The sequence below is a fragment of the Hymenobacter sp. PAMC 26628 genome, from assembly GCF_001562275.1.
GTDB lineage: Bacteria > Bacteroidota > Bacteroidia > Cytophagales > Hymenobacteraceae > Hymenobacter.
Map to the genome: position 1 here is coordinate 1124213 of NZ_CP014304.1, position 20714 is coordinate 1144926.

The window sequence follows — 20714 nt, forward strand, 5'->3', positions numbered from 1 at the left end:
TACCAGGCGGCGCTACGCCACCACCTCGGCCGGCTCGTGCGCCACTACGGCTTCGTTTTCGCCCTCAGCCGCCGGCTTGGGCTCCTTGGCAATAAACGTGTAGATGGCCGGAATTACCAACAGCGTGAGGACCAGCGAGAACAGAATACCGCCCACGATAACGGTGCCCAGCGGCTTGCGGCTGGTGCTGGCCGCGCCCAGGCTCATGGCAATGGGCAGGGCCCCGAGCGCGGTGGCCAGCGACGTCATCAAAATGGGGCGCAGGCGCTGCTGGGCCGCCAGTTGCACGGCCTCGCGCAGGGGCAGGCCCGCCGCGCGCTGGTGGTTGGCAAACTCCACGATGAGGATGCCGTTTTTAGTCACCAAGCCAATCAGCATAATCATCCCGATTTGCGAGAAGATGTTGATGGTCTGCCCAAAAGCCCACAGGCTGAGCAGGGCCCCCGCCAGTGCCAGCGGCACCGTGAGCAGGATGATGAGCGGGTCGCGGAAGCTTTCGAACTGCGCCGCCAGCAGCAGGTAAATCAGCACCAGCGCCAGCAAAAAAGCGAACATTGTGTTGCCTGCGCTTTCGGCAAAGTCGCGCGACGAGCCGGTGAGGGCCGTTTGGAACACGTCGGGGTCCAGGGTTTTATCGGCGATGGCCTGCATGGCGCGCACGCCGTCGCCCACGGTTTTGCCCTCGGCCAGCTGCGCCGAAATGGTGGCCGCCTTGAAGCGGTTGAAGTGGAAGAGCGTGGATGGATTGGAGTTTTCCGTTTGGTGCACCACCGCCGACAGGGGAATGCTTTCGCCCCGGCTGTTGGTGACGTAGAGGCGGCTGATGTCGTTGGGCGCGCTGCGGGCGTCGCGGTCCACCTGCCCAATCACCTGGTACTGGCGGCCATCGCGCAGGAAGTAGGCCATGCGCCGGCCCCCAAAGGCCCCCTGCACGGCGGCGGCCACGTCCTGCGTAGTGAGGCCCAGGTCCCTGATTTTCAGGCGATCAAACGTGAGCTGCACCTCAGGCTTGTTAAACTTGAGATTGGCGTCCACGTTTTGAAAGGTGGGATCTTGCTGGGCGGCGGCCAGGAACTTGGGCAGCGCCTCCCGAATGCGTTCGAGGTCGGTGGTTTGCAGCACAAACTGCACCGGCACGCTGCTCTTGGCCCCCGAGCCCACGGCAATGGTCTGCTCCTGCACCACAAAGATGCGGGCGTCGTTGAAGCGCTTGGTGTTGCGGGTGAGGTACTTGGCTATCTGCTCCTGGGTGCGCTTGCGCTGGTCGGGCGGCACCAGACCGGCGCGGACCTGCGAGGTGTTGGCGCTACCGCCGGCGGGCGTGCGGGCAAACACGAAGTCGTTTTCGGGCACCGAATCGTTGACGAACGCCGCCACCTGGTCGCTAATTTTCTCCATTGCCCCGAAGCTCGTGCCCTCCGGCCCGGTCAGGACCAGGCGCACGCTGCTGCGGTCTTCGAGCGGGGCCAGCTCGGTAGGCAAGCCCTTGCCAATGAAGTAGATGATGCCGGCACAGGCCGCCACTACCACCCAGGCCAAGGAGCGCACCCGCAGAAACTTGCCCACGATGCGCCCGTACCAGCTTTCCATGCCTTGGAAAAAAGGTTCGGTGCGGTCGTAGAGCTTGCCATGGCCGCTGCCGCCGTCCTTATTTTCGCGGTGCAGCACCACGTTGAGCACCGGCGTGATGGTGAGCGATACGAAGGCCGAAATCAGCACTGCGCCGGCCACCACCACCCCAAACTCGCGGAACAAGCGCCCGGTGAAGCCTTCGAGAAATATTACCGGCAAAAACACCACCGCCAGCGTGAGCGATGTGGCGATAACGGCAAAGAAAATCTCCTTGCTGCCCTCGCGCGCCGCGTCCCGGATGTTCATGCCCTCTTCGAGCTTGCGGAAGATGTTCTCCGTCACCACAATGCCGTCGTCCACCACCAGGCCGGTGGCCAGCACGATGCCCAGCAGCGTAAGGATGTTGATGGTGAAGCCCGCCAGGTACATGATGAAGAACGTGGCAATCAGCGAAATCGGAATGTCGATGAGCGGGCGCAGGGCCGTGAGCCAGTTGCGGAAAAAGAAGAAGATAACCAGCACCACCAGCCCGAACGAAATGGCCAGGGTCTCTTCCACTTCCTCAATCGAGCCGCGCACAATCTTGGTGTTGTCCACAATCACCCGCATCTCGATGTCGGACTTATTCTCCTTCTGCACCTGGGCCAGGCGCTTGTTGAACTCGTCGGCAATCTCCACGTAGTTCGAGCCCGGCTGGGGGGTGATGGCCAGGCCCACGGCGTAGGCGCCGTTCAGCTTCCAGCTCTGCTCGTACGTTTCGGGGCCCAGCACCACGCGCGCCACGTCGCCGAGGCGCACAATGCCGCTTTTGTCTTCGCGCAAAATGAGGTTACGGAACTGCTCCTCCGTCGAGAAGCGGGCCATCGTGCGGATGGTCAGCTCGGTATTGCCGCCGTAGATTTTGCCCACCGGCACCTCCACGTTTTCGGCGTTGAGGGCCTGCTGCACGTTGGTGAACGAGACCTGGTAGGCGTCCATCTTGGCCGGGTCGAGCCACAAGCGCATGGCGTAGCGCTGCTGCCCGAAGATGTTGATGGCCGACACCCCATTGATGGTCTGGAAGCGCTGCTGGAGGTTGTTCTCGGCAAAGTCGCTTAGGTCCATCAGGCTCTTGGTGCGGCTCTGCACGGCCAGGATGAGGATGTTGTCGGAGTTGGCGTCCGACTTCGACACCACCGGCGGGGCATCAATGTCCTGCGGCAGGGAGCGCACGCCCTGGCCCACCTTGTCGCGCACGTCGGAGGCAGCGGCCTCCAAATCGACGCCCAGGTTGAACTCCACCGTAATGTTGCTGGAGCCCAGCGACGAGCTGCTGTTGATGGACTTGATGCCCGGAATGCCGTTAATCTGCTTTTCCAGCGGCTCCGTTATCTGGTTCTCAATCACGTCGGCGTTGGCCCCCGTGTACGACGTGTTGACGCTGATAATGGGCGGGTCGATGGCCGGGTAATCGCGCAGGGCCAGAAACGAGAAGCCCACCCCGCCGAACAGCAGCAGCAGCAAATTGAAGACCGTGGCGAGCACGGGCCGCTTCAGGGATAGTTCGGAGATGTTCATAGCGGAAGGGATAATCTAGCCGGTGTGCTACGGGTTAAAATCAGTGCCCGGTTTGTGCCGCCAAGCGGCGCTTGGCCTCGCCTACGTTGCCAGGGCCCCCAAGGCAGGGCCAAGCGCCGCTTGGCAGCACAAACCGAGCACTGAACTTATCATTTCTGGGCCGTGGCCTTGCGCACCTTCACCGGCTTGCCGGGCTGGGTGAAGAGCACGCCGTTGGTCACCACCGAATCGCCGGCGGCCAGGCCGCTGACGACGGCGATTTGGTCGTCTTTGCGGTCGCCGGTGCGCACATTTTGCAGCGTCGCCTTGCCGTTTTTTATCAGCACCACCTGGTCCGATTTATCGCCGGGCATGATGGCGTTGGTGGGCAGTAGCACGCTGCGGCGGGCCGCGCCGGTGCTCACGCTCACCTTGGCGAAGGCGCCGGGGCTGGCCTGCGCACCGGCCGGCAGTTGGGCCCGCACGGTGAGGTTGCGCGTGGTTTGGTTCAACTGGCTTTCCTGGGCCAGCACAGTGGCGGGGTAGCGGCGCGGTGGGTTGCCGGCCAGTTGCACCGTGACCACGGCGCCTAAGTGCACCACGCCGCCGTTGGCCTCAGGCAGCGTGAAATCGACCTTGAGCTTGGTGTCGGCCTGGAGCGTGGCGATGATGGTAGCAGGCGTCACGTAGGCCCCGGGGCTCACCTGGCGCAGGCCCAGCACCCCGGTGAAGGGGGCCCGAATCACGGTTTTGGCCAGCATGGCCTGGGTGTAAGCAGCGTCGGCTTCGTTGCTGCGCACCTGGCTCACGGCCAAGTCGTAGTCGGCCTGGTTCACGCCTTGTATTTTCAGCAGCTTCTCCAGCCGGTCTTGCGAGAGGCGCGAGACTTGCAGCAGGGCCCTGGTTTTCTGCAACGTGGCCTGCAAATCGGCGTCGTTGATGCGGGCGATGACGCTGCCTTTGCTCACGCGCCGGCCCTCGTTCACTTGCAGAAAGGTGAGGCGGCCGCTCACCTCGGGGTGCAGCTCCACGTAGTCGTTGGCCACCACCGCGCCGTTGGCCTCGATGGAATCGGTGACGGCCGAGGGACGGGCCACCAGCACGTCGACCAGGGCGGGGCCGCTGTTCTTCTTGGCGTCTTTACCGCCTTTTTCGTCGGTTTTGGAGCTACAGGCGGCCAGCAGGGCCAGGGTTCCGCAAGCCACGAAGGGCCGAGCCGAAATCAAAAAGCGCATAAAGGAAAAGTAATGCAAGCGGTAGGCTAAGGCAGTAAGGGTGGAGGTAATGAAAAAATACCTATGAAGATGAACTACTTAGTAGCCAAAAGGTGGCTGGCGGCAAGTTCCGGTAACGGGTAGTTCGCTAATTGGGTTCAGCGAAAGGTAAAGACGGGGGCCCCCCGCCAGGGTTGCACGGCGCACGTGGCGGCCGCTGCCTACTTTCAGGCCATGAAAACGCCTGCCTCGCCGCCCGATGCGCCCGCTCCGGAGCGCAATTTCTTCGCCGACGTGCACGAGGTGACGCGCCTCGTGCCGCCGGGCCGCGTCACCAGCTACGGCGCCATTGCCCACTACCTGGGGGCCGCCCGCGGGGCCCGCACCGTGGGCTACGCCCTGATGGCCGCTAACCTCGACGCCGCCACCCTGCGCCGCGAAGAAGCCGTGCCCGCCCACCGCGTCGTCAACCGGCTGGGGCAGCTCACCGGGCGCGGCCACTTCCCCACGCCCACCGCCATGCAGGAGCGCCTCGAAGCCGAAGGCGTGCGCGTGGAAGACGACGCGGTGGTGGACTTCGAAAAGCTGTTCTGGAACCCGGCCACGGAGCTGGCCTAGGGCCCCAGTGCTGCTTGTTTAGGGCCCCGGCGGCTGGCCGCCGGGGCCCTGTCCTTACTCGCCACGCTATGAAAAAAACCGCGCTGCCCGTGCTGGGCCTCGACCAGTTTCCGGCCGATTCGCACCGGGCACACTTCTACTACGTGGAGCGGCTCGAAGACCACCTCGTGCGCTACCCCATCGTGAGCACGCCGCACGCCCATAATTTCTACCTGCTACTGTACGTCACGCACGGCCGCGGCACGCACACCATCGACCTGGTAACCCACGACTTGCGGCCGGGCAGCCTATTTTTCCTCACGCCCGGGCAGGCCCACAGCTGGGCCCTGCCGGCCGAGGCGCGGGGCTACATCTTCTTCTTCAGCGCCGCCTTCTACCTGCGCCAGTACCCGGCCGAGCACCTGGGGGCCTACCCGTTTTTTGACCCCGCCCGGGCCCCCGTGCTGTACCTGCCGCCCAACGAAACCGCCATCCGGGCCCTGTTCGCCAGCATTTTGGCGGAGAAAGCGGCGCCGGCCGACAATCAATACGAGGTGGTGGGGGCCTACCTGTACCTGGTGCTGGAGCTGGCCGCGCGCCACTACGCCGCGCAGGCCGTGCCACACCCAACGGCGCTGGCCGCGCAGCAGGTGCGCACCTTCGGCCAGCTGCTCGATGCGCACTTCCGCGCCGAGAAAACGGTGGGCTTCTACGCCGGCCGCCTGGCCCTCACGGCCAACCACCTGAACGCCCTGTGCCGGCGCGTGCTCAACAAAACGGCCAGCGCCCTGATTCACGAGCGGGTGGTGGCCGAGGCGCAGCGGCGGCTGGTGCACTCGGCGCAACCAGTGGCCGCGGTGGCCGACGCGCTGGGCTTCGACGACGCGTCGTACTTCACGCGCTACTTCAAAAAGTACGTGGGCCAAACGCCGGAGGACTTCCGGCAGCACCCGCCCGCGTAATCGTTGATTTGTCCGGTAGGTGCCCGCAATTGGGCTGGGGGCCCCGGGGCGGGCCGCCGGACCTTTGTGGGGTACAAAAGTCCTGTCAATTATGGCCCCCACTGCCTCCGATGCCGCGGCCCTGCTGGCCCTGCGCTGCCCCCGCTGCCACGAGGGCCCGCTGTTTTCGCACCCCGCCTACCGCCTCACCAAGTTTGCCGACATGCCCGCCGCCTGCCCCGTGTGCGGCCAGGCCTACGAGCCCGAGCCCGGCTTCTACTTCGGCGCCATGTTCGTGAGCTACGCCTTTTCGGTGGCCATTTTCGCCATCACCACGGTGGCGCTCTACTTCTTGGCCGGCGACCCGGCGCTGTGGGTGTACATCGTGGGGGTGGGCGCTGCCGCTACCGCTTGCACGCCGCTGGCCCTGCGCTACTCCCGGGCCCTGATGCTGTACTGGTTCGGCGGCGTGCACTACCAACCCGGGCGGGCCCACCGGCCCGAGCCCGCCGCCCGCGCCTAACGCCAACGGCCGGGGCCCTAACTACCTGTGGTTAGGGCCCCGGCCGTTGGGGCTGGCGGCAGCATTACTTATTTTCCTGCAAAGGAGCCTGGGCGAAGTGGCAGTAACTAATCTTCCAGTCATTCTTGCTGTCTTTGCTGGCTATCATCAAGTAGGAGCCAGTATCAGTGCCTCCCTTGAACTTGTGTTTGGCCGAAGGCAATACTTTTTGGGAGTAAAAGCCCGAGTAATAGACCATGTTGGCGTCACCGCCTTTGGCCAGCGGCATAAATTTCATATCGGCGGTGCCATCATTCGACGTAAAGGCAATAGTAGCCGCCGAGTCAATGCCGGTCATCCGCTGTTTTGGCGTGGCGCCAAGCACCACGATGTGGTCGGCCAGCATACTCCGAACTTTAACGGAGTCGTATTTCATCGCGGCCTCCATAAACCTCTCCCCAATATCGGTAGTAGCCATGGTGCTGGCAGGAGCGGTGGCGGCGGCCGGCGGCGTGGTGGCGTTGCCGGAGCAAGCGCCTAGCAGCGCAGCCAGCGCTGGAAAGAGTAGGAGGTTTTTCATGGATGAAAATTGGGCGAACAGAGAAAGTGCTTGTCGTTAGGAAATTGTCATTGCTAGCAAGACTGCAAATGCCCGAAGCGAGCAGTAGCTGAGTTGCCGCGCGGCCGGTGCCCGCCCGCCGCAGGGGCCTTAAAAAAGCTGCTGAGGAATGGGGCCCCAGCAGCTTTTTGTAGGTAAGAAGGCAGCCGTTACTTGTTGGGCTTGATGGGGTCTTCGGCCAGGTGTATGTAAGCAAACTGCCAGATGGCTCCTTCCTTGCGGCTTGCTATCATATAGGAGCCGCGTCCGGTGGCGCCTTTCGGAAGGTTGGCCATCGGCTTAATATCGTAGGTATAATAACCGGTACCGTAACCCATCGTAGCGTCGCTGTTCATTTGCAGGGGAGTGGGTTTTAAATTGCTGGTGTTGCTGAACGACCGCTTCAGCCAGTACGTGGTTACCGAATCCCGGCCGCTCATCACTGGCTCCCCGTTGACGAGGAAACGCACATTTTTCGACATGCAGGCCGTGGCTTTGGCCATGTCCTGCTGCTGCATAGCTTCGCTCCACAGTTGCGCTAAAGCGGCTATAGTGGTCGGGCCGGCCGCGGCGGGGCGGGCAGCGGTGGGGCCCTTAGTAGGCTTCGGCGCTTTGATTGGTGGAGTGCCCGCGCTGCTAAAGCAAGTGCCTAACAGCACGGCCAGGCCGGGGAGAAGTAAGTGACTTTTCATAAGAGTGAGAGAAATTCAGGTGCGTGACAAATATATATAAAAATAGTGCACTTGATCCGTATAAATTAGCAGTAACTAATTGAAAACGAGTAAAAATACCTGGTTATGCCGTGCTACTTACTTACTACGCTTGGTGCGGCCAGCGCCACGGTTTTGGGGTCCACGGTAATTTCCTGGAGGCGCTGGGCCACGGCGGGCGTCATGCTGGCCTGGTAGCGGCCGTGCAGGTGGCCGGCCAGGAATTTTTCGGCGGCCGCGTACATGGCCATGTTGTTCACAGGGCGGGCAAAGCCGTGGCCTTCGTCGGGGGCGCAGAGGTACTGCACGGGGTAGTTGCGGTCGCGCAGGGCCACCACAATCTGGTCGGCTTCGGACTTGTTCACGCGCGGGTCGTTGGCGCCCTGCACGATCATCAGCGGGGTTTTGATTTTATCGGCCGAGCCCAGCGGCGACATCCGGGCCAGGACCGCCCGGCCTTCCGCCGTGCCGGGGTCGGCCATGCGGGCGTACATCTGCTTGCGCCCGGCCTCCCAGTAGGGCGGAATGGCGTTGAGCAGGGTCGTCAGGTTGGACGGGGCCACAATGGCCACGGCTGCGTGGTACAAATCGGGCGTGAAGGCCACCCCCGCCAGCGTGGCGTAGCCGCCGTACGAGCCGCCCAGGATGCCCACGCGCTGCGGGTCGGCCAGGCCCTGGGCCACCAAGTACTTCACGCCCCAGGTCAAGTCGTCCTGCATTCTGCGGCCCCACTCGCCGTTGCCGGCTTCTAGGAACTTTTTGCCGTAGCCGGTGCTGGCCCGGAAGTTGGGCGAGAGCACGGCGTAGCCCCGGTTGGCCAAAAACTGGTGCAAAGCATTGAAGCCGTAAGTACTGCGCGACCAGGGCCCGCCGTGGGGCACCACGATAACGGGCAGGTTCTTGGCCGGCACGCCCTTGGGTAAGGTCAGGTACGCCGGGATTTCCAGGCCGTCCGACGACTGGTAGCGCACCACTTTCATGTCGGCCAGGTCGGCGGCGTGCAGCTTGGGGCAGGTTTCGTACTGCTTGGTGAGCAGCTTGGTCTGGTGGTCGAACAGGTAGGCCACGCTGGGCTGCGTGGCCGAGGTGGCCGCGAGCAGCCACAGCCGCTCGTCGGTGGTGTTCGACACCGGGCGCACGTCCAGCCCCGGCAGCTGCCGGTTCACGACCGCGAAATCCTGCTCGAAGGACTTGTCCTTCCACACCCGGCGCAGGCGGTCGTCCTCAAAGGCCACGTACACCGGCTCGTGCGTTTTCTCCGACAGCACGAACTCGCCCACGTCCACGCGCTTCAGCGGGTCGGCCTGGTAGGGTTGCTCCTGGCCTGTGGCGGGGTCGAGCAGCACAATTTCGGCCAGGTTGCGGGCCGCGCCGCGGTTGGTGGCCAGGTACACGTGCTGGTTGTCTTTGGCAAAGCCTTCGATGCTACTCGCCTCGTCAATCGACGTTTTGTAGAAGGGCGCCAGCTGGTTGCCTTCCACGCGCAGCCATTCGGTGCTGCCGTCGGGGTTGGCGCGGGCGGCCAGCCGCAGCTGGTCGTTCCAGTCGAAAACCCAGCTGCCGAGGCGGTCGGTGTTCTGGCGCACCAACGTTTTCTCGCCGGTGGTTAGGTTCAGCTTGTAGAGGTCGTGCCAGGCCTTGTCGCGGTCGTTCAGGCCAACGTAAAGTGTGTTGGGGTCGGTCAGGGGTACGTTGAGAATTTGCACCTGCACGCCCTTCAGGCCCGTGAGGTCGCGGGCGGCGGGCACGGCTTGGCCGGCCGCCGGGGCCCCCGCCGGGTCCACGGCGTAGATGTTGAAGTTTTCGTCGCCGCCCTTGTCCTGCGCGTACAGCAGGTACTTGCCGTCGCGGCTCCAGAAGTAGTTGCGCACCGGCCGGGCCTGGTCGTTGGTCAGGGGCCGGGCGCTGGCAAAGGGGGCCCGCAATTCCTTCACCCACAAGTTGCGGGTGCCGTGGTAGGGCTTGATGAAGGACAGGAACTTGCCGTCGGGCGAGAGCTGGGCCCCCGAAATCTCGGGGTCGCCAAACAGCAGTTCGCGGTCGATGATGGGCGGCAAAGTGGCCTGGGCCGCCGCCGGGCGCGCGGGTACGGCCAGCACCCAGGCCAGCAGCAGTACGGGTAGGAGCTTACGCATGGTTGTGAAAGTAACAAGGTGAAGTACTGACCGCTAGTTACTAATTAATAGTCATATAATAATATATCATGCCGCATGGCTGCACTGGGGCCCCGGGTATGGGCCCAGAGCCTTTGCCTAGAAAAAAACACGCTACCTGCTTTGGGTACCCCGGGGCCCCAGTTCCGCCCTTGCTTGTAGCCCCGGGGCCCTAACTTTTACGCCTCCACCGTTCGGCCCCGCTTTGAAAGCTTTTTTACCTATTTCCTCGCAGCCCTGATGCTGCAAGCTTTCAGCCGCGAGCGGCCGATGATGGATTTTGCGCTGAACCGGGCCCCCCTCGGCTCGGCGCTGCAACTGCCGGGGCCCCATCGGGCATTGCCCTCACGGCGTGAGAGCAGGCCGACCTCATGGCCTTTCCCGGCACGCTCACCGACGAGGAAATTTTCCGCGATGGGCACCTGGTCGGATAGCCATGAGGCAATAAACCAAGATTTTACCGCTGAATATCAAGGCTGGAAATTTCAAAAAATACGTGCTTCTAGTTGGGCTGCCTCATGGGCATTATGCCCTGCATAGCCAGAACAGCTTTGCGCTGCTGTACCGCTACCGCATTCTCAACGACTACCCGCTGCTGAGGTAGCCGGCGCGTGTCCGACCCAGCGGGGCCAACACCTTCGTGCCGTCTTCCCTTAATTCCGACAACGGCTGCGCGCGCCGCGGCGACAAAACTTCTCGGTGAATACCAATGTGCAGTTGCCCAAGATCATCGACCACCCCGCCAGCGCCGGCCGTCTGGTACTGGCCGTGGGCTGTAGCTTTAAGCAAACCAAATGCCTGCTGCACCGCAAGTAGCACGCGCCGCAGCATACAAAGTCCACGCTGCGGGTTGGGCTAAAATTTCCAGGCTGGGGGAGCGGGGCGGCCGGCGCCGCCCGCCTGGTCGCGGTCGTCGTCTTCGCTGTCGCCACCGTCTTCTTCCTCCTCTTCCTCATCGGTGTCGTCCTCTGGGATTTCCTCGTCGTCTGTTTCGTCTTCTTCCTCGTCGGGATCGGGGCCTTCTTCGTCGTTGTCGAGGTTGTCGAATACGCGGTCGAGCGAGGCTTCGGCGTGGCGGAGCTTGTGGCGGCAGAGGCGGATAAGCTCGGCCGAGCGCTCGACGCGGGCCGTGAGGTCGTCCACGTCCACGGCGTCGGTTTCGAGGGCGCGTAGGATGGTTTCGAGTTCGGCTAAAGATTCGGCGTAGGTGGGCATGGGGCAGGCAAAAAGGCAGAATTAAAAAGTTGGCGGGCCATGCTAGCGCTTGGCTTGCAGGGCCCAAAGGCGGCGTTCGGCGCGGTGCAGGTGGCGGGTGCTGGCCAGCTCCAGCTGGTAGCGCAGGCGCAGCAGGTGCTCGCGCCGCCGCCGGTGGTGGCGGGCGAAGCGCTGCTGCAAGGCCCGGGCCCGCTGGCGCAGTTGCTGCTGCTCGTGGGCCAGGGCCCGGCGGGCCGCGCGCGGCACCTGGTAGCGGAAGCGTTCGAGGCGCTGGGCCTGCTGCCGCAGCTGCTCGCGGGGGCCCTGGGCGGCCTGGCGGGCGCGCTGGTGCAGGGCGGCGCGGGCGGCGGCCAGGTGGCGCTGCCCGGCGGCGCGGCCCCGGGCCGCGAGGCGGCCCAGGTGTGTCTGGTGCTGGCGCAGGTGGTGGCCGGCGGCGGCGCGGATTTCGGTGGCCAGGTGGTGCAGCAAGCCATCGACCCGGGCCAGGCGCTCGACCAGAAAGGCAGCTACAGCAGTGGGGGTTTTCAGGGCCCTATGGGCGGTGAGGTCGGCCAGGGCTTCGTCGCGCTCGTGGCCGATGCCCGTGAGCACGGGCAGCGGGAAGGCGCCCACGGCGGCGGCCAGGCCGTAGTCGTCGAAGGCCAGCAAATCGGTTTTGCTGCCCCCGCCGCGGATAATTACCACGGCCTCGAACTGCCCGCGCCGGGCCCGCACCGCGTCCAGGGCCCCCCGGATGCTGGCGGGGGCCTCGTCGCCCTGCATCATGGCCGGAAACAGGGTGAGGGCGAAGTCGTAGGGCGCTTCTTCCAATTGGCGCACAAAATCCTGGAAGCCCGCGGCGGTGGGGGAGGAGATGACCGCCAGCCGCTGCGGGGCCAGGGGCAGGGCCAGCCGCTTTTGCCGCTCCAGCAAGCCCTTGATTCCGAGGGTTTGCAGGGCCAGCAGGCGCTGGCGGGCCAGCTCGCCCACGGTGTAGCTGGGGTCGAGGGCCAGCACGTCGAGGCTCAGGCCGTATTGCTCGTGGAAGCGCAGCTGCACCCGCAGCAGCAGCCGCAGGCCCGGGCGCAGGGCCTGGCCGGTGTGGGCCTCGAAGGCCGGCACCACCTGCTGGTAGCGCTGGCTCCAAAGCGTGGCGCGGGCCTGGGCCTTGGCGGGCTGGCCGCGCTCGTCGGTGGCCTGCTCGGTGAGGGTAAGGTAGCAGTGGCCCCCGGCGAAGCGTGGCCGCGTGAGGTCGGCCACCTCAGCCACCACCCAGTACGATTCGGGGAACTGGCGGTGCAGGGCCAGGCGCACGCGGCCCAGCAGCTCGGCCAGCCCCAGCGGGGCGGGCGGCGCGGGCACAGGGGCTTCGGAACGGCGGTTGTAGAGCGGCATGGCCGCAAGATACAGGCGGGGCCCCCCGCGGGTTTTGGGGCCCCAGGACCCTGGCCGGGCAGTGTGCGGCTTATGTGCTTTGGGCCTTTACTTTGCACCTGTCTAATTCCGGTGCAGGCACTGGCCGCAGCGCCTCATCCTTTTCTCTTCCTTACCCATGTCAAAAGCATCCCACCTGCCCCTGGCGGCCGTGGCCGCTGCCGCGCTGGCCCTGGCTGGCTGCGCCGGCAGCAAGCCCGCCGCTATGGCTGCCGCACCGCCGGCGCCGCCCGTTCTCACCACGCCCGCCGCCCCAGTCCCCGACCCGGTGGTGAAGGGCGTGGGCCTCGACCTGACCGGCATGGACACGTCGGTGAACCCGTGCGACGACTTCTACCACTACACGTCGGGTAGCTGGATGAAGAACACGCCCATTCCGGCCGCCGAAAGCGGCTGGGGCTCGTTCAACATCCTCGCCGAGCACAACAACGCCACGCTGCGCACCATCCTCGACGAGTCGGCCCAGCAGGCCTCCACGGCCGCCAAGGGCTCGAACCTGCAGAAGGTGGGCGACTTTTACGCCGCCGCCATGGACTCGGCCGCCATCAACAAAGCCGGGCTGAAATACCTCCAGCCGCACCTCGCGCGCATCGACGCCGTGAAGGACCTGGCCGGGATGCAGCGCCTGCTCGCCGACCCTACCGTGTCGCTCGGCGGCGCGTGGTTCAACTCGTACGTATCGCCCGACGATAAAATCAGCTCGCAGTACGCGGTGCAGTTTGGGCAGGGCGGCCTCACGCTGCCCAACCGCGACTATTACCTCGACGGCGACGCGCGCTCGAAGTCCATCCGCGCTGCGTACCAGACGTATTTGGTGAACACCTTCAAGCTGCTCGGCGAGTTCGACGCCGCCGCCAAGGCCCACGCCGCCACGGTGATGCGCATGGAAACGCGCTTAGCCAAGGCCAGCAAAAAGCCCGTGGACCTGCGCGACCCCTACGCCAACTACAACAAGCTGACGGTGGCCCAGGCCAACAAGGCCTTCCCGAACCTCAACCTGCCGCTGATGCTGAAGGCCGAGGGCCTGGGCACGGCCAAGGAAGTGATTGTGGGCCAGCCCGCATTCTTCAAGGAAGTGAGCGCCATGCTGAAAGCGGAGCCGCTGCTCGACCAGAAAACTTACCTGCGCTGGCACCTCACCAGTAGCCTGATGGGGGCCTTGCCGCAGCAGTTCGGCGACGAGCAGTTCCGCTACAGCCAAGTGCTGAGCGGTGCCAAGCAGCAGCAGCCGCGCTGGAAGCGCATGCTGCGCAGCACCGATGGGGCCCTGGGCGAAGCCTTCGGCCAGATTTACGTGGAGAAGGCCTTTTCGCCCGCCGCCAAGGCCCGCGCCAAGGAGATGATTGAGAACCTGCGCACCGCCTACGCCGAGCGTATCAACGCCACGGATTGGATGAGCGCCGCCACCAAGGTGGAGGCCATCAAGAAGTTGAACGCCTTCGCCGTGAAGATTGGCTACCCGGATAAGTGGAAGGACTACTCGGCCCTCACCATCACCCGCACCAGCTACCTGAACGACGTGCTGGCCGCCCGCGCCTGGTCCACCAAAGACAACCTGAAGAAATTCGGCAAGCCGATTGACCGCACCGAGTGGGGCATGACGCCGCCCACGGTGAATGCTTATTACAACCCGGGCATGAACGAAATCGTGTTCCCGGCCGGCATCCTCCAGCCCCCGTTTTATGACCCCAAGGCCGACGACGCGGTGAACTACGGCGGCATCGGCGCCGTGATTGGCCACGAGATGACCCACGGCTTCGACGACCAGGGCCGCCAGTACGACGCCCAGGGCAACCTGAAGGATTGGTGGACTAAGGAGGACGGCGAGAAATTTACGGCCCGCGCCGCCGTAGTGGGCAAGCAGTTTGACGCTTACTCGCCGTTGGATTCGGTGCACGTGAACGGCAAGCTGACGATGGGCGAAAACCTGGCCGACCTCGGGGGCCTCACCATCGCCTACCAGGCCTTCGAGAAAACGCCCCAGGCCAAGGAGCAGGCCAAGCTCGACGGCTTCACGCCCGAGCAGCGCTTCTTCCTGAGCTGGGCCCAGGTGTGGCGCAGCAACATGCGCCCCGAGGCCACCCGCATGCGCATCCTCACCGACCCGCACGCGCCCAACCAGTTCCGCACCATCGGGCCCCTGCAAAACATGCCCGAGTTTTACAAAGCCTTTGGCTGCCAGGACAACGCCAAAATGGTGCGCGCCCAAGCCGACCGCGCCAAAATCTGGTAGAAGTTTCTGCGCTGCTTGCAGCAAAAAGCCCCCGTTGCCACGCTGGCAGCGGGGGCTTTTGCGTTGGGCTGGGGTTTTCTGGTAGCTGCATTCCGCGGCGCGTTCTGCGGCCGCGGGGCCCCAGCGGCTCGTTCAGCCGTTGCGCAGCTGGGGCGCGGGTGGTTGCCGCTGGGCCCGGGCGCTCAGCCAGGCCCGCACCGGTTCGTCGTAAAACCGCAGAGCGGCCCAGGCCAGCACCAGAAAAAAGCCGAAGAGCGCGCCCATTACCGCCGCCGCCCGCAGGAAGGACGGGTTGGTGGCATTCACCCAGTGCGAGAAGATTTCGACAAACGGAAAGTGCAGCAGATAAAGCGGGTAGGACAGCCGGCCGGCCACCCGGCACAGCCCGCTCAGCCGCCCCGCGGTGTAGGTGCCCGCCCCCGCCGCCACGATGAACGGAAACACCACCACCACGCAAAATGCCTCGTAGGGCCCCGCCGGCTGAAACGCCGGCGCCGCCAACACGGCCCCCAGCAGCACCGACAATACCCAATAGGCCCCGGGCAAGCGGATGCGAATGCCGCGGCGGTGCAGCAACAGCCCGGCGGCAAATGGGAACGCCATCCGCACCGGTGCCATCCGCAGGTTGTCCCAGCGCCAGCCGCCGTGCAGGTGGCCGTGGTGCACGGCAAAGAATACCAGCACTGTGCCCGCCAGCGCCACCACGGCCAGCAGCGCCCGGGGCCCCAGGCGCCGCCCCACGAGCGCATAGGCCAAGTTGGCCAAGTATTCTTGCAGCAACGACCAGCTTGGGCTGTTGAGCGAGTGCGTCAGGGCGATGCGGTTGGGCAGGGGCGGGGAGGGCAGCAGCAGGGCCCCCAGGGCCATGCTCAGCACAAGCTGTAGCCCTGCGCCGCGCTGCAGGCCCTCCACGTACGGGTCGAACCAGTAGCAAAGGGCCGCCACCACAATGCCCAGCACCACCAGCGGGTGCAGGCGCACGAGGCGCAGGCGCAAAAAATCGCGGACGGTAAGGGCCGGCCAGCGGTCGTCGTAGGCGTAGCCCACCACGAAGCCCGACAGCAGAAAGAAGAAATCTACTGCTAGGTACCCGTGCCGCAATGGGTTGTCGTTGTAGTTATGGAAAAAGCTGCCCAATAGGTGAAACGCCACCAAGAGCAACGCCGCCGTGCCGCGCAAGCCGTCCAAAACCTCAAAGTGCCGCTTCATCAAGCCGTCGTATCGAATGGGAACGGCCGCAAGGTAGCGCGTTGGGCTAGCCCGTCCCCCGGGCGCCCGCCGGGGACAAAGGATTGCGTCAATGCCATAATTGTGTAGGGCCCTGGGCCGCTCGCCCCTGCAACGCCAGTTAAGAAACGATGTCTTTGTCGTTACTTCACCGTGTTCTCTTTTTCAAAGCCAACTTTTTCTTCTATGTTTTCAACTGCTATTGTGCGCCGGCTGAGCCTGGCCGCGTTGGGCCTGAGCGGCGTGGCCGCGGCCGTGGCGGCCGGCCCGCCCGCCAAGTCTAAGCCCGTTCCGCCCCAGCAGGGCATCGGCATCAACCTGGCCAACATCGACAATTCGGTGCAGCCCTGCGACGATTTCTTCCACTACGCCAACGGCAATTGGTTGAAAAACAACCCGGTGCCCGCTGCGGAGTCGCGCTGGGGTTCGTTCAACGAGCTGGGCGACCGCAACCAGGCCATCGAGAAGCGCATTCTAATGAAAGCCGCCGCCGGGGCCCGCACCGCCAAGCCGGGCTCAAACGAGCAAAAAGTGGGCGACTTCTACGCCGCCGCCATGGACTCAGCCGCTATCGAAGCTGCGGGCCTGAAGTACTTGCAGCCGCGCCTAACGCAGATTGCCGGCCTCAAAAGCCTGGCTGCCATTCAGCAGTACATGGCCAGCCCGAAGTCAATTTCGACCGGCTGGTACGGCATGGGCGTGGGGCAGGACAGCAAAAACAGCTCGGTGTACGCGGTGCAGCTGCGCCAGGGTGGCCTGGGCCTCGGCGACCGCGACTACTATCTGAAGGACGATGCGCGCTCGAAAGCCGTGCGCGCAGGCTATAAAACGTACATGACCAGCATCTTCCAGCTGCTGGGCGATGCGCCGGCTCTGGCCGCCACCAACGCTGAGGCCGTCATCGGACTCGAAACCAAATTGGCCCAGGCCAGCCGGGGCCGCGTGGACTTGCGTGACCGCATCAAAAACTACAACAAGGTACCCGTGGCCCAGGCCGTGAAGGACTACCCGAACTTGAACCTGCCCCTGCGCCTCAAAGACGCTGGCCTGAGTGGAGCCCAGGACGTCATCATCGGCCAGCCCGAGTTTCTGGCGGCCGTGAACACACTGCTGGCCAGCACGCCGATTGCCGATCAGCAGCAGTACCTGCGCTGGAACCTGGTGTCGGACGTGACGCCGGCCCTGCCCAAGGCCTACGGTGACGCCGCCTTCCGCTTCCAGCAGGTGCTGACGGGCGCCAAGCAGCAGCAGCCCCGCTGGAAACGCTCGTTGCGCGCCACCGACGGCGCTCTGGGCGAAGCCTTTGGCCAACTCTACGTCGACGAAGCCTTCTCGCCCGCCGCCAAGGCCCGCGCCAAGCAGATGGTGGAAAACCTGCGCGTCGCCTACGCCGAGCGCATCATGGCCACCGACTGGATGAGTGCCGATACCAAGAAAGAAGCCATCCAGAAGCTGAACGGCTTCGCCGTTAAAATCGGTTACCCCGACAAGTGGAAGGACTACTCGAAGCTGAAAATTGTTCGCGAGAGCGCGCTGCAAAACCTGTTCGCCACCTCCGAGTGGCGCCGCCAGGATAACCTGGGCAAATTTGGCAAGCCCATCGACCGCATGGAATGGGGCATGACGCCGCCCACGGTGAACGCCTACTACAACTCGAGCCTGAACGAAATCGTGTTCCCGGCCGGCATTTTGCAGCCGCCGTTCTACGACCCCAAGGCTGACGACGCCGTGAACTATGGCGGCGTAGGCGCCGTGATTGGCCACGAGATGACCCATGGCTTCGATGACCAGGGCCGCCGCTCGGACGCCAAAGGCAACCTGCGCGACTGGTGGACCAAGGAGGACAACGAGAAGTTCACGGCCAAGGCCGACATGGTGGGCAAGCAGTACGACGCCTTCATGCCGATTGACTCGGTGCACGTGAACGGCAAGCTGACCATGGGCGAGAACCTGGCCGATATTGGGGGGCTCACCATCGCCCACCAAGCCTTCCAGAAAACGCAGCAGGCCAAAGGCGGCCAGAAAATTGACGGTTTCACGCCCGAGCAGCGCTTCTTCCTAGGCTGGGCCCAGATCTGGCGCGCCAACTCGCGCCCCGAGTACGTGCGCCAGCAGGTGCAAACCGACCCGCACTCGCCCGAGCAGTTCCGCACCAACGGTCCGCTCTCCAATATGCCCGAGTTTTACGAAGCCTTCGGCTGCAAAGACGGCACCAAAATGGTGCGCGCCACCGCCGACCGCTCCAGAATCTGGTAATTTTCTAGCACCCTGTTCAGATAAAGCATGAATATGCTTGTATTGTGCGCAGGGCACTAGTGCCATTACCGCTTAAAAAGGCCCGTTGCGTAAGCGACGGGCCTTTTTTGGTTTTATTGACCCTTATGGTTGAGGTTGCAAGCATCAGGGACAACCAATAAATTTGGTCGTTTCCTTTATCCGTTATTCCCCGTTATGTACCATTTGGTTTACACAAGCACCGCTAGTTCTCTATTTATTGAAACCGATTTGCAGCGCTTATTGGCACCCTGGCGCGCGAAAAACGCCCGCCTGAATGTCACGGGGGTGTTGCTCTACAGCGAAGGAAACATCCTGCAAGTACTGGAAGGCGACGCCAACGCGCTGCACAACCTCTTTGCCACAATCAGCGTCGATCCACGGCACCACAACGTGGTCAAGCTGGCCGACGGCCCCGTCTCCGGCCGCACTTTCACCGAATGGTCGATGCAGCTCCGTACCGTAGATCTCAGCGATTTCGCGCGCTTCGTGCAGGAAATGAACCTAGCCTCTGACCCCGCTCGTCGGCTAGCCCCCCTGCTGGAAAGCTTTATGTCCTCGGAGCAGCTCTAAAAAAGCTCCGGCGCTTGGGGCTGGCCGAGGAGTTGTAGGGCCCCGGCGTCGGGCGCTTACTTCACGACTTCCACCCGCATGGTGATGTCCTGCACGGGCCACTTGTCGGGCTCCACGGGCACTTGGGAAATCTTGTTCACCACGTCCTGGCCCTCGGTTATTTCGCCGAACACCGTATACTGGCCGTCGAGCGAGGGCGTGCCGCCCACCGTGGCGTAGGCGCGCAGCTGCGCGGGCGTCAGGCGGCGGGGCGTCATGGCCTGGGCTTGACGGGCGTCGAGCTTTTCGCCCACCACAAAGAAGAAATCGGTGTTCGACGAAAGGCGGCCGGGGTTCTCGTCGTCGTCGTAGCGGGCCATGCCCAGGGCCCCCTGGTGGTGGAAGTGGCCGGGCCGAAACTCGGGCGGCAGGCGGTAGCGGTGCAACCGGATGGTGCGGGGCCCCGCCGTTTGGCCGCCCTGCACGGCAAAACCCTTCACCACGCGGTTGAACATGGTTTCGCTGAACACACCCTTGCGCGTGAGCAGCAGGAAGTTTGCCTTGTGGAGGGGAGTGTCGTCGTACAAATGCACCCGGATTTTACCGAAGCGCGTGGTGAACAGCACCTCCGAGCCGGGGTACTGCTGGCCGTAGGCGAGCAGGGCGGCCGGCGCCGTTTCGTCGGTGAGGGTGGCGATGTCGGGGCCCGGCACCGCGGGCCGGGCGGCGGGTACAGCAGCAGGTGGCGGGGCCTGGTTACAAGCAGCGGCCAGCAGCGCCACGGCCAGCGCCGTGGGCGCGAAACGGAGGGAAGGAAGCATACGGGAAGGGAAACGGGGCGGCAACGGCGGGCAAGATACTACGGCCGGGCGGGGCCCCGGGGCTCCCGTCCGGCCACAAAAAAAGCCCGCGCCAAAGGGCACGGGCTCTTCCGCTGGGCAAGGCGCTGGGCTTAGCCCTGGTACATTTTCAGGTCTTTGTCCAGGCCCAGTTTCTTGGCAATGTCGGCAAACATGGTGGGGTCGAAGTTGTCCTCGCCGGGTGAGTTGAGCTGGGGTTCTTCTTCCAACACGGGGTACGGTACGCCTTTTTTGGCGCCCTGGATAACCTCCAGCTCCGAGCCGTCCTCCGGGTGCTTGCCGTTCCAAATCACGCCGGCCTCCATATAGGCGTTGGGCGAGAAGGTGTACAGCTCGCGGTGCAGGCCGTGCTTCATGAACTCGCGCGCCTCGGGGAAGGCCGCGTTGCTCAGGTTCGGCACGGGCATGAGCTTCTTCACGTCCACGCCGGTCAGTTTTTCCAGGGCCAGGGCGTAGGCGTACACGTGCAGGCCGCCGCGCACCAGCAGGTAGCCCACCATGGTGCGGGCGCAGGGGTCGGTTACCATTTCGTACACCCGCATCTTATTGGCCCGGGCCCCGCACTCCAAAAAGAAGTTGTGCAGCAAATCGAGGCGCAAGTTGCCCGAGCTAAACACGTTGTCGCCGGTCCAGGGGCGGCCCATCGAATCCATGGGCAAGGACGCTTGGCCGCTGGCGATGAAGTGGTGCGTGTTGCGCGCATCGGCGGCGCCCGCCAGGGGACCCGGCACGGGGTCGGTGCCGCGCTTGGTGGTGCCGGTCAGCAGCAGGTTGATGGCGTAGCTCACGGCCTCGATGTGCGAGTACTCTTCGGCCGCAATGGCCGAGGTGAGGGCGTAGAAGGGGCGGAGCCGGTCGCGGCCCCGGAAGTTGAACGACTGGAACGTGTAGTTCATTAGCGTGCTCATCTCCCCAAACTTGCCGCCCAGCAGCTCTTGCACGGCGGCCGCGTCGTTGGCCGACGGGTTTTTGGGCTTAGGAAGTTCGAGCGATAGTTCGTCGAGGCGCAGGATCATACGGTAGGGGTAGAGGGGTGGAAAAAAGGCAAACCGGCCCCGCCCCAAGGCAGAACCGGTTTTTCCTACGCAGCCGTTGCTGCTACTGCCACAACATAATT

The 20714-nt window shown here is 64.2% G+C and carries 16 protein-coding genes; 6 read left to right on the forward strand and 10 right to left on the reverse strand.

All coding sequences use genetic code 11. The annotated features are described in order from the left end of the window. Window positions 1–12 precede the first annotated feature (12 nt). Window positions 13–3129, reverse strand: a complete 3117-nt coding sequence (locus AXW84_RS05235) for an efflux RND transporter permease subunit (protein ID WP_068229638.1) — start codon at window positions 3127–3129, stop codon at window positions 13–15. Between the two features lie 149 nt (window positions 3130–3278). After that, on the reverse strand, window positions 3279–4343 hold the full coding sequence (locus AXW84_RS05240; protein WP_082773715.1) for an efflux RND transporter periplasmic adaptor subunit: 1065 nt from the start codon (window positions 4341–4343) through the stop codon (window positions 3279–3281). Window positions 4344–4556: 213 nt separating this feature from the next. Between AXW84_RS05240 and AXW84_RS05245 the strand changes: the two genes are divergently transcribed. The 3 genes from AXW84_RS05245 (at window position 4557) to AXW84_RS05255 (ending at window position 6383) form a co-directional block, all read left to right on the forward strand. Then, window positions 4557–4940, forward strand: coding sequence for an MGMT family protein (locus AXW84_RS05245; RefSeq protein WP_068229641.1), 384 nt, complete (start codon window positions 4557–4559; stop codon window positions 4938–4940). 68 nt (window positions 4941–5008) lie between these two features. Continuing rightward, a complete protein-coding gene (locus tag AXW84_RS05250; protein WP_068229645.1) occupies window positions 5009–5881 on the forward strand; it encodes a helix-turn-helix transcriptional regulator in 873 nt (290 codons plus the stop codon). A gap of 91 nt (window positions 5882–5972) precedes the next feature. Continuing rightward, on the forward strand, window positions 5973–6383 hold the full coding sequence (locus tag AXW84_RS05255) for a DUF983 domain-containing protein (RefSeq protein ID WP_071891020.1): 411 nt from the start codon (window positions 5973–5975) through the stop codon (window positions 6381–6383). A gap of 64 nt (window positions 6384–6447) precedes the next feature. On the opposite strand, the gene AXW84_RS05260 is transcribed toward AXW84_RS05255, so the two are convergent. The 5 genes from AXW84_RS05260 to xseA form a co-directional block, all read right to left on the reverse strand. Then, complete coding sequence (locus tag AXW84_RS05260) at window positions 6448–6942, reverse strand: hypothetical protein (protein WP_068229649.1); 495 nt, start codon at window positions 6940–6942, stop codon at window positions 6448–6450. A gap of 188 nt (window positions 6943–7130) precedes the next feature. Then, on the reverse strand, window positions 7131–7652 hold the full coding sequence (locus tag AXW84_RS05265) for a YybH family protein (protein ID WP_071891022.1): 522 nt from the start codon (window positions 7650–7652) through the stop codon (window positions 7131–7133). Between the two features lie 113 nt (window positions 7653–7765). Then, the gene (locus tag AXW84_RS05270) at window positions 7766–9805 is read right to left on the reverse strand and encodes a S9 family peptidase (protein ID WP_068229655.1); all 2040 of its coding nucleotides are present in this window, start codon (window positions 9803–9805) and stop codon (window positions 7766–7768) included. Window positions 9806–10678: 873 nt separating this feature from the next. Continuing rightward, window positions 10679–11038 (reverse strand): exodeoxyribonuclease VII small subunit, encoded by a 360-nt coding sequence (xseB, locus tag AXW84_RS23060; RefSeq protein WP_071891025.1) that lies wholly within the window; start codon window positions 11036–11038, stop codon window positions 10679–10681. A gap of 42 nt (window positions 11039–11080) precedes the next feature. Beyond that, complete coding sequence (xseA, locus tag AXW84_RS05280) at window positions 11081–12412, reverse strand: exodeoxyribonuclease VII large subunit (protein ID WP_068229659.1); 1332 nt, start codon at window positions 12410–12412, stop codon at window positions 11081–11083. 157 nt (window positions 12413–12569) lie between these two features. On the opposite strand from xseA, the gene AXW84_RS05285 reads away from it, so the two are divergent. After that, window positions 12570–14684: a M13 family metallopeptidase gene (locus AXW84_RS05285; RefSeq protein ID WP_068229662.1), complete on the forward strand. Its 2115-nt coding sequence runs from the start codon at window positions 12570–12572 to the stop codon at window positions 14682–14684. Window positions 14685–14816: 132 nt separating this feature from the next. Here the strand turns inward: AXW84_RS05285 and AXW84_RS05290 are convergent, their stop codons facing one another. After that, a complete protein-coding gene (locus tag AXW84_RS05290) occupies window positions 14817–15893 on the reverse strand; it encodes an acyltransferase family protein (protein WP_068229665.1) in 1077 nt (358 codons plus the stop codon). A gap of 204 nt (window positions 15894–16097) precedes the next feature. On the opposite strand from AXW84_RS05290, the gene AXW84_RS05295 reads away from it, so the two are divergent. Continuing rightward, complete coding sequence (locus AXW84_RS05295) at window positions 16098–18167, forward strand: M13 family metallopeptidase (RefSeq protein WP_068229668.1); 2070 nt, start codon at window positions 16098–16100, stop codon at window positions 18165–18167. A gap of 195 nt (window positions 18168–18362) precedes the next feature. Further along, complete coding sequence (locus AXW84_RS05300) at window positions 18363–18758, forward strand: BLUF domain-containing protein (RefSeq protein WP_068229671.1); 396 nt, start codon at window positions 18363–18365, stop codon at window positions 18756–18758. Between the two features lie 56 nt (window positions 18759–18814). On the opposite strand, the gene AXW84_RS05305 is transcribed toward AXW84_RS05300, so the two are convergent. Continuing rightward, window positions 18815–19558 carry a peptidylprolyl isomerase gene (locus AXW84_RS05305; RefSeq protein WP_068229674.1) on the reverse strand — a complete coding sequence of 248 codons (744 nt, stop codon included), beginning with the start codon at window positions 19556–19558 and terminating at the stop codon, window positions 18815–18817. Between the two features lie 131 nt (window positions 19559–19689). Beyond that, on the reverse strand, window positions 19690–20613 hold the full coding sequence (locus AXW84_RS05310) for a manganese catalase family protein (RefSeq protein WP_068229677.1): 924 nt from the start codon (window positions 20611–20613) through the stop codon (window positions 19690–19692). Window positions 20614–20714 lie beyond the last annotated feature (101 nt).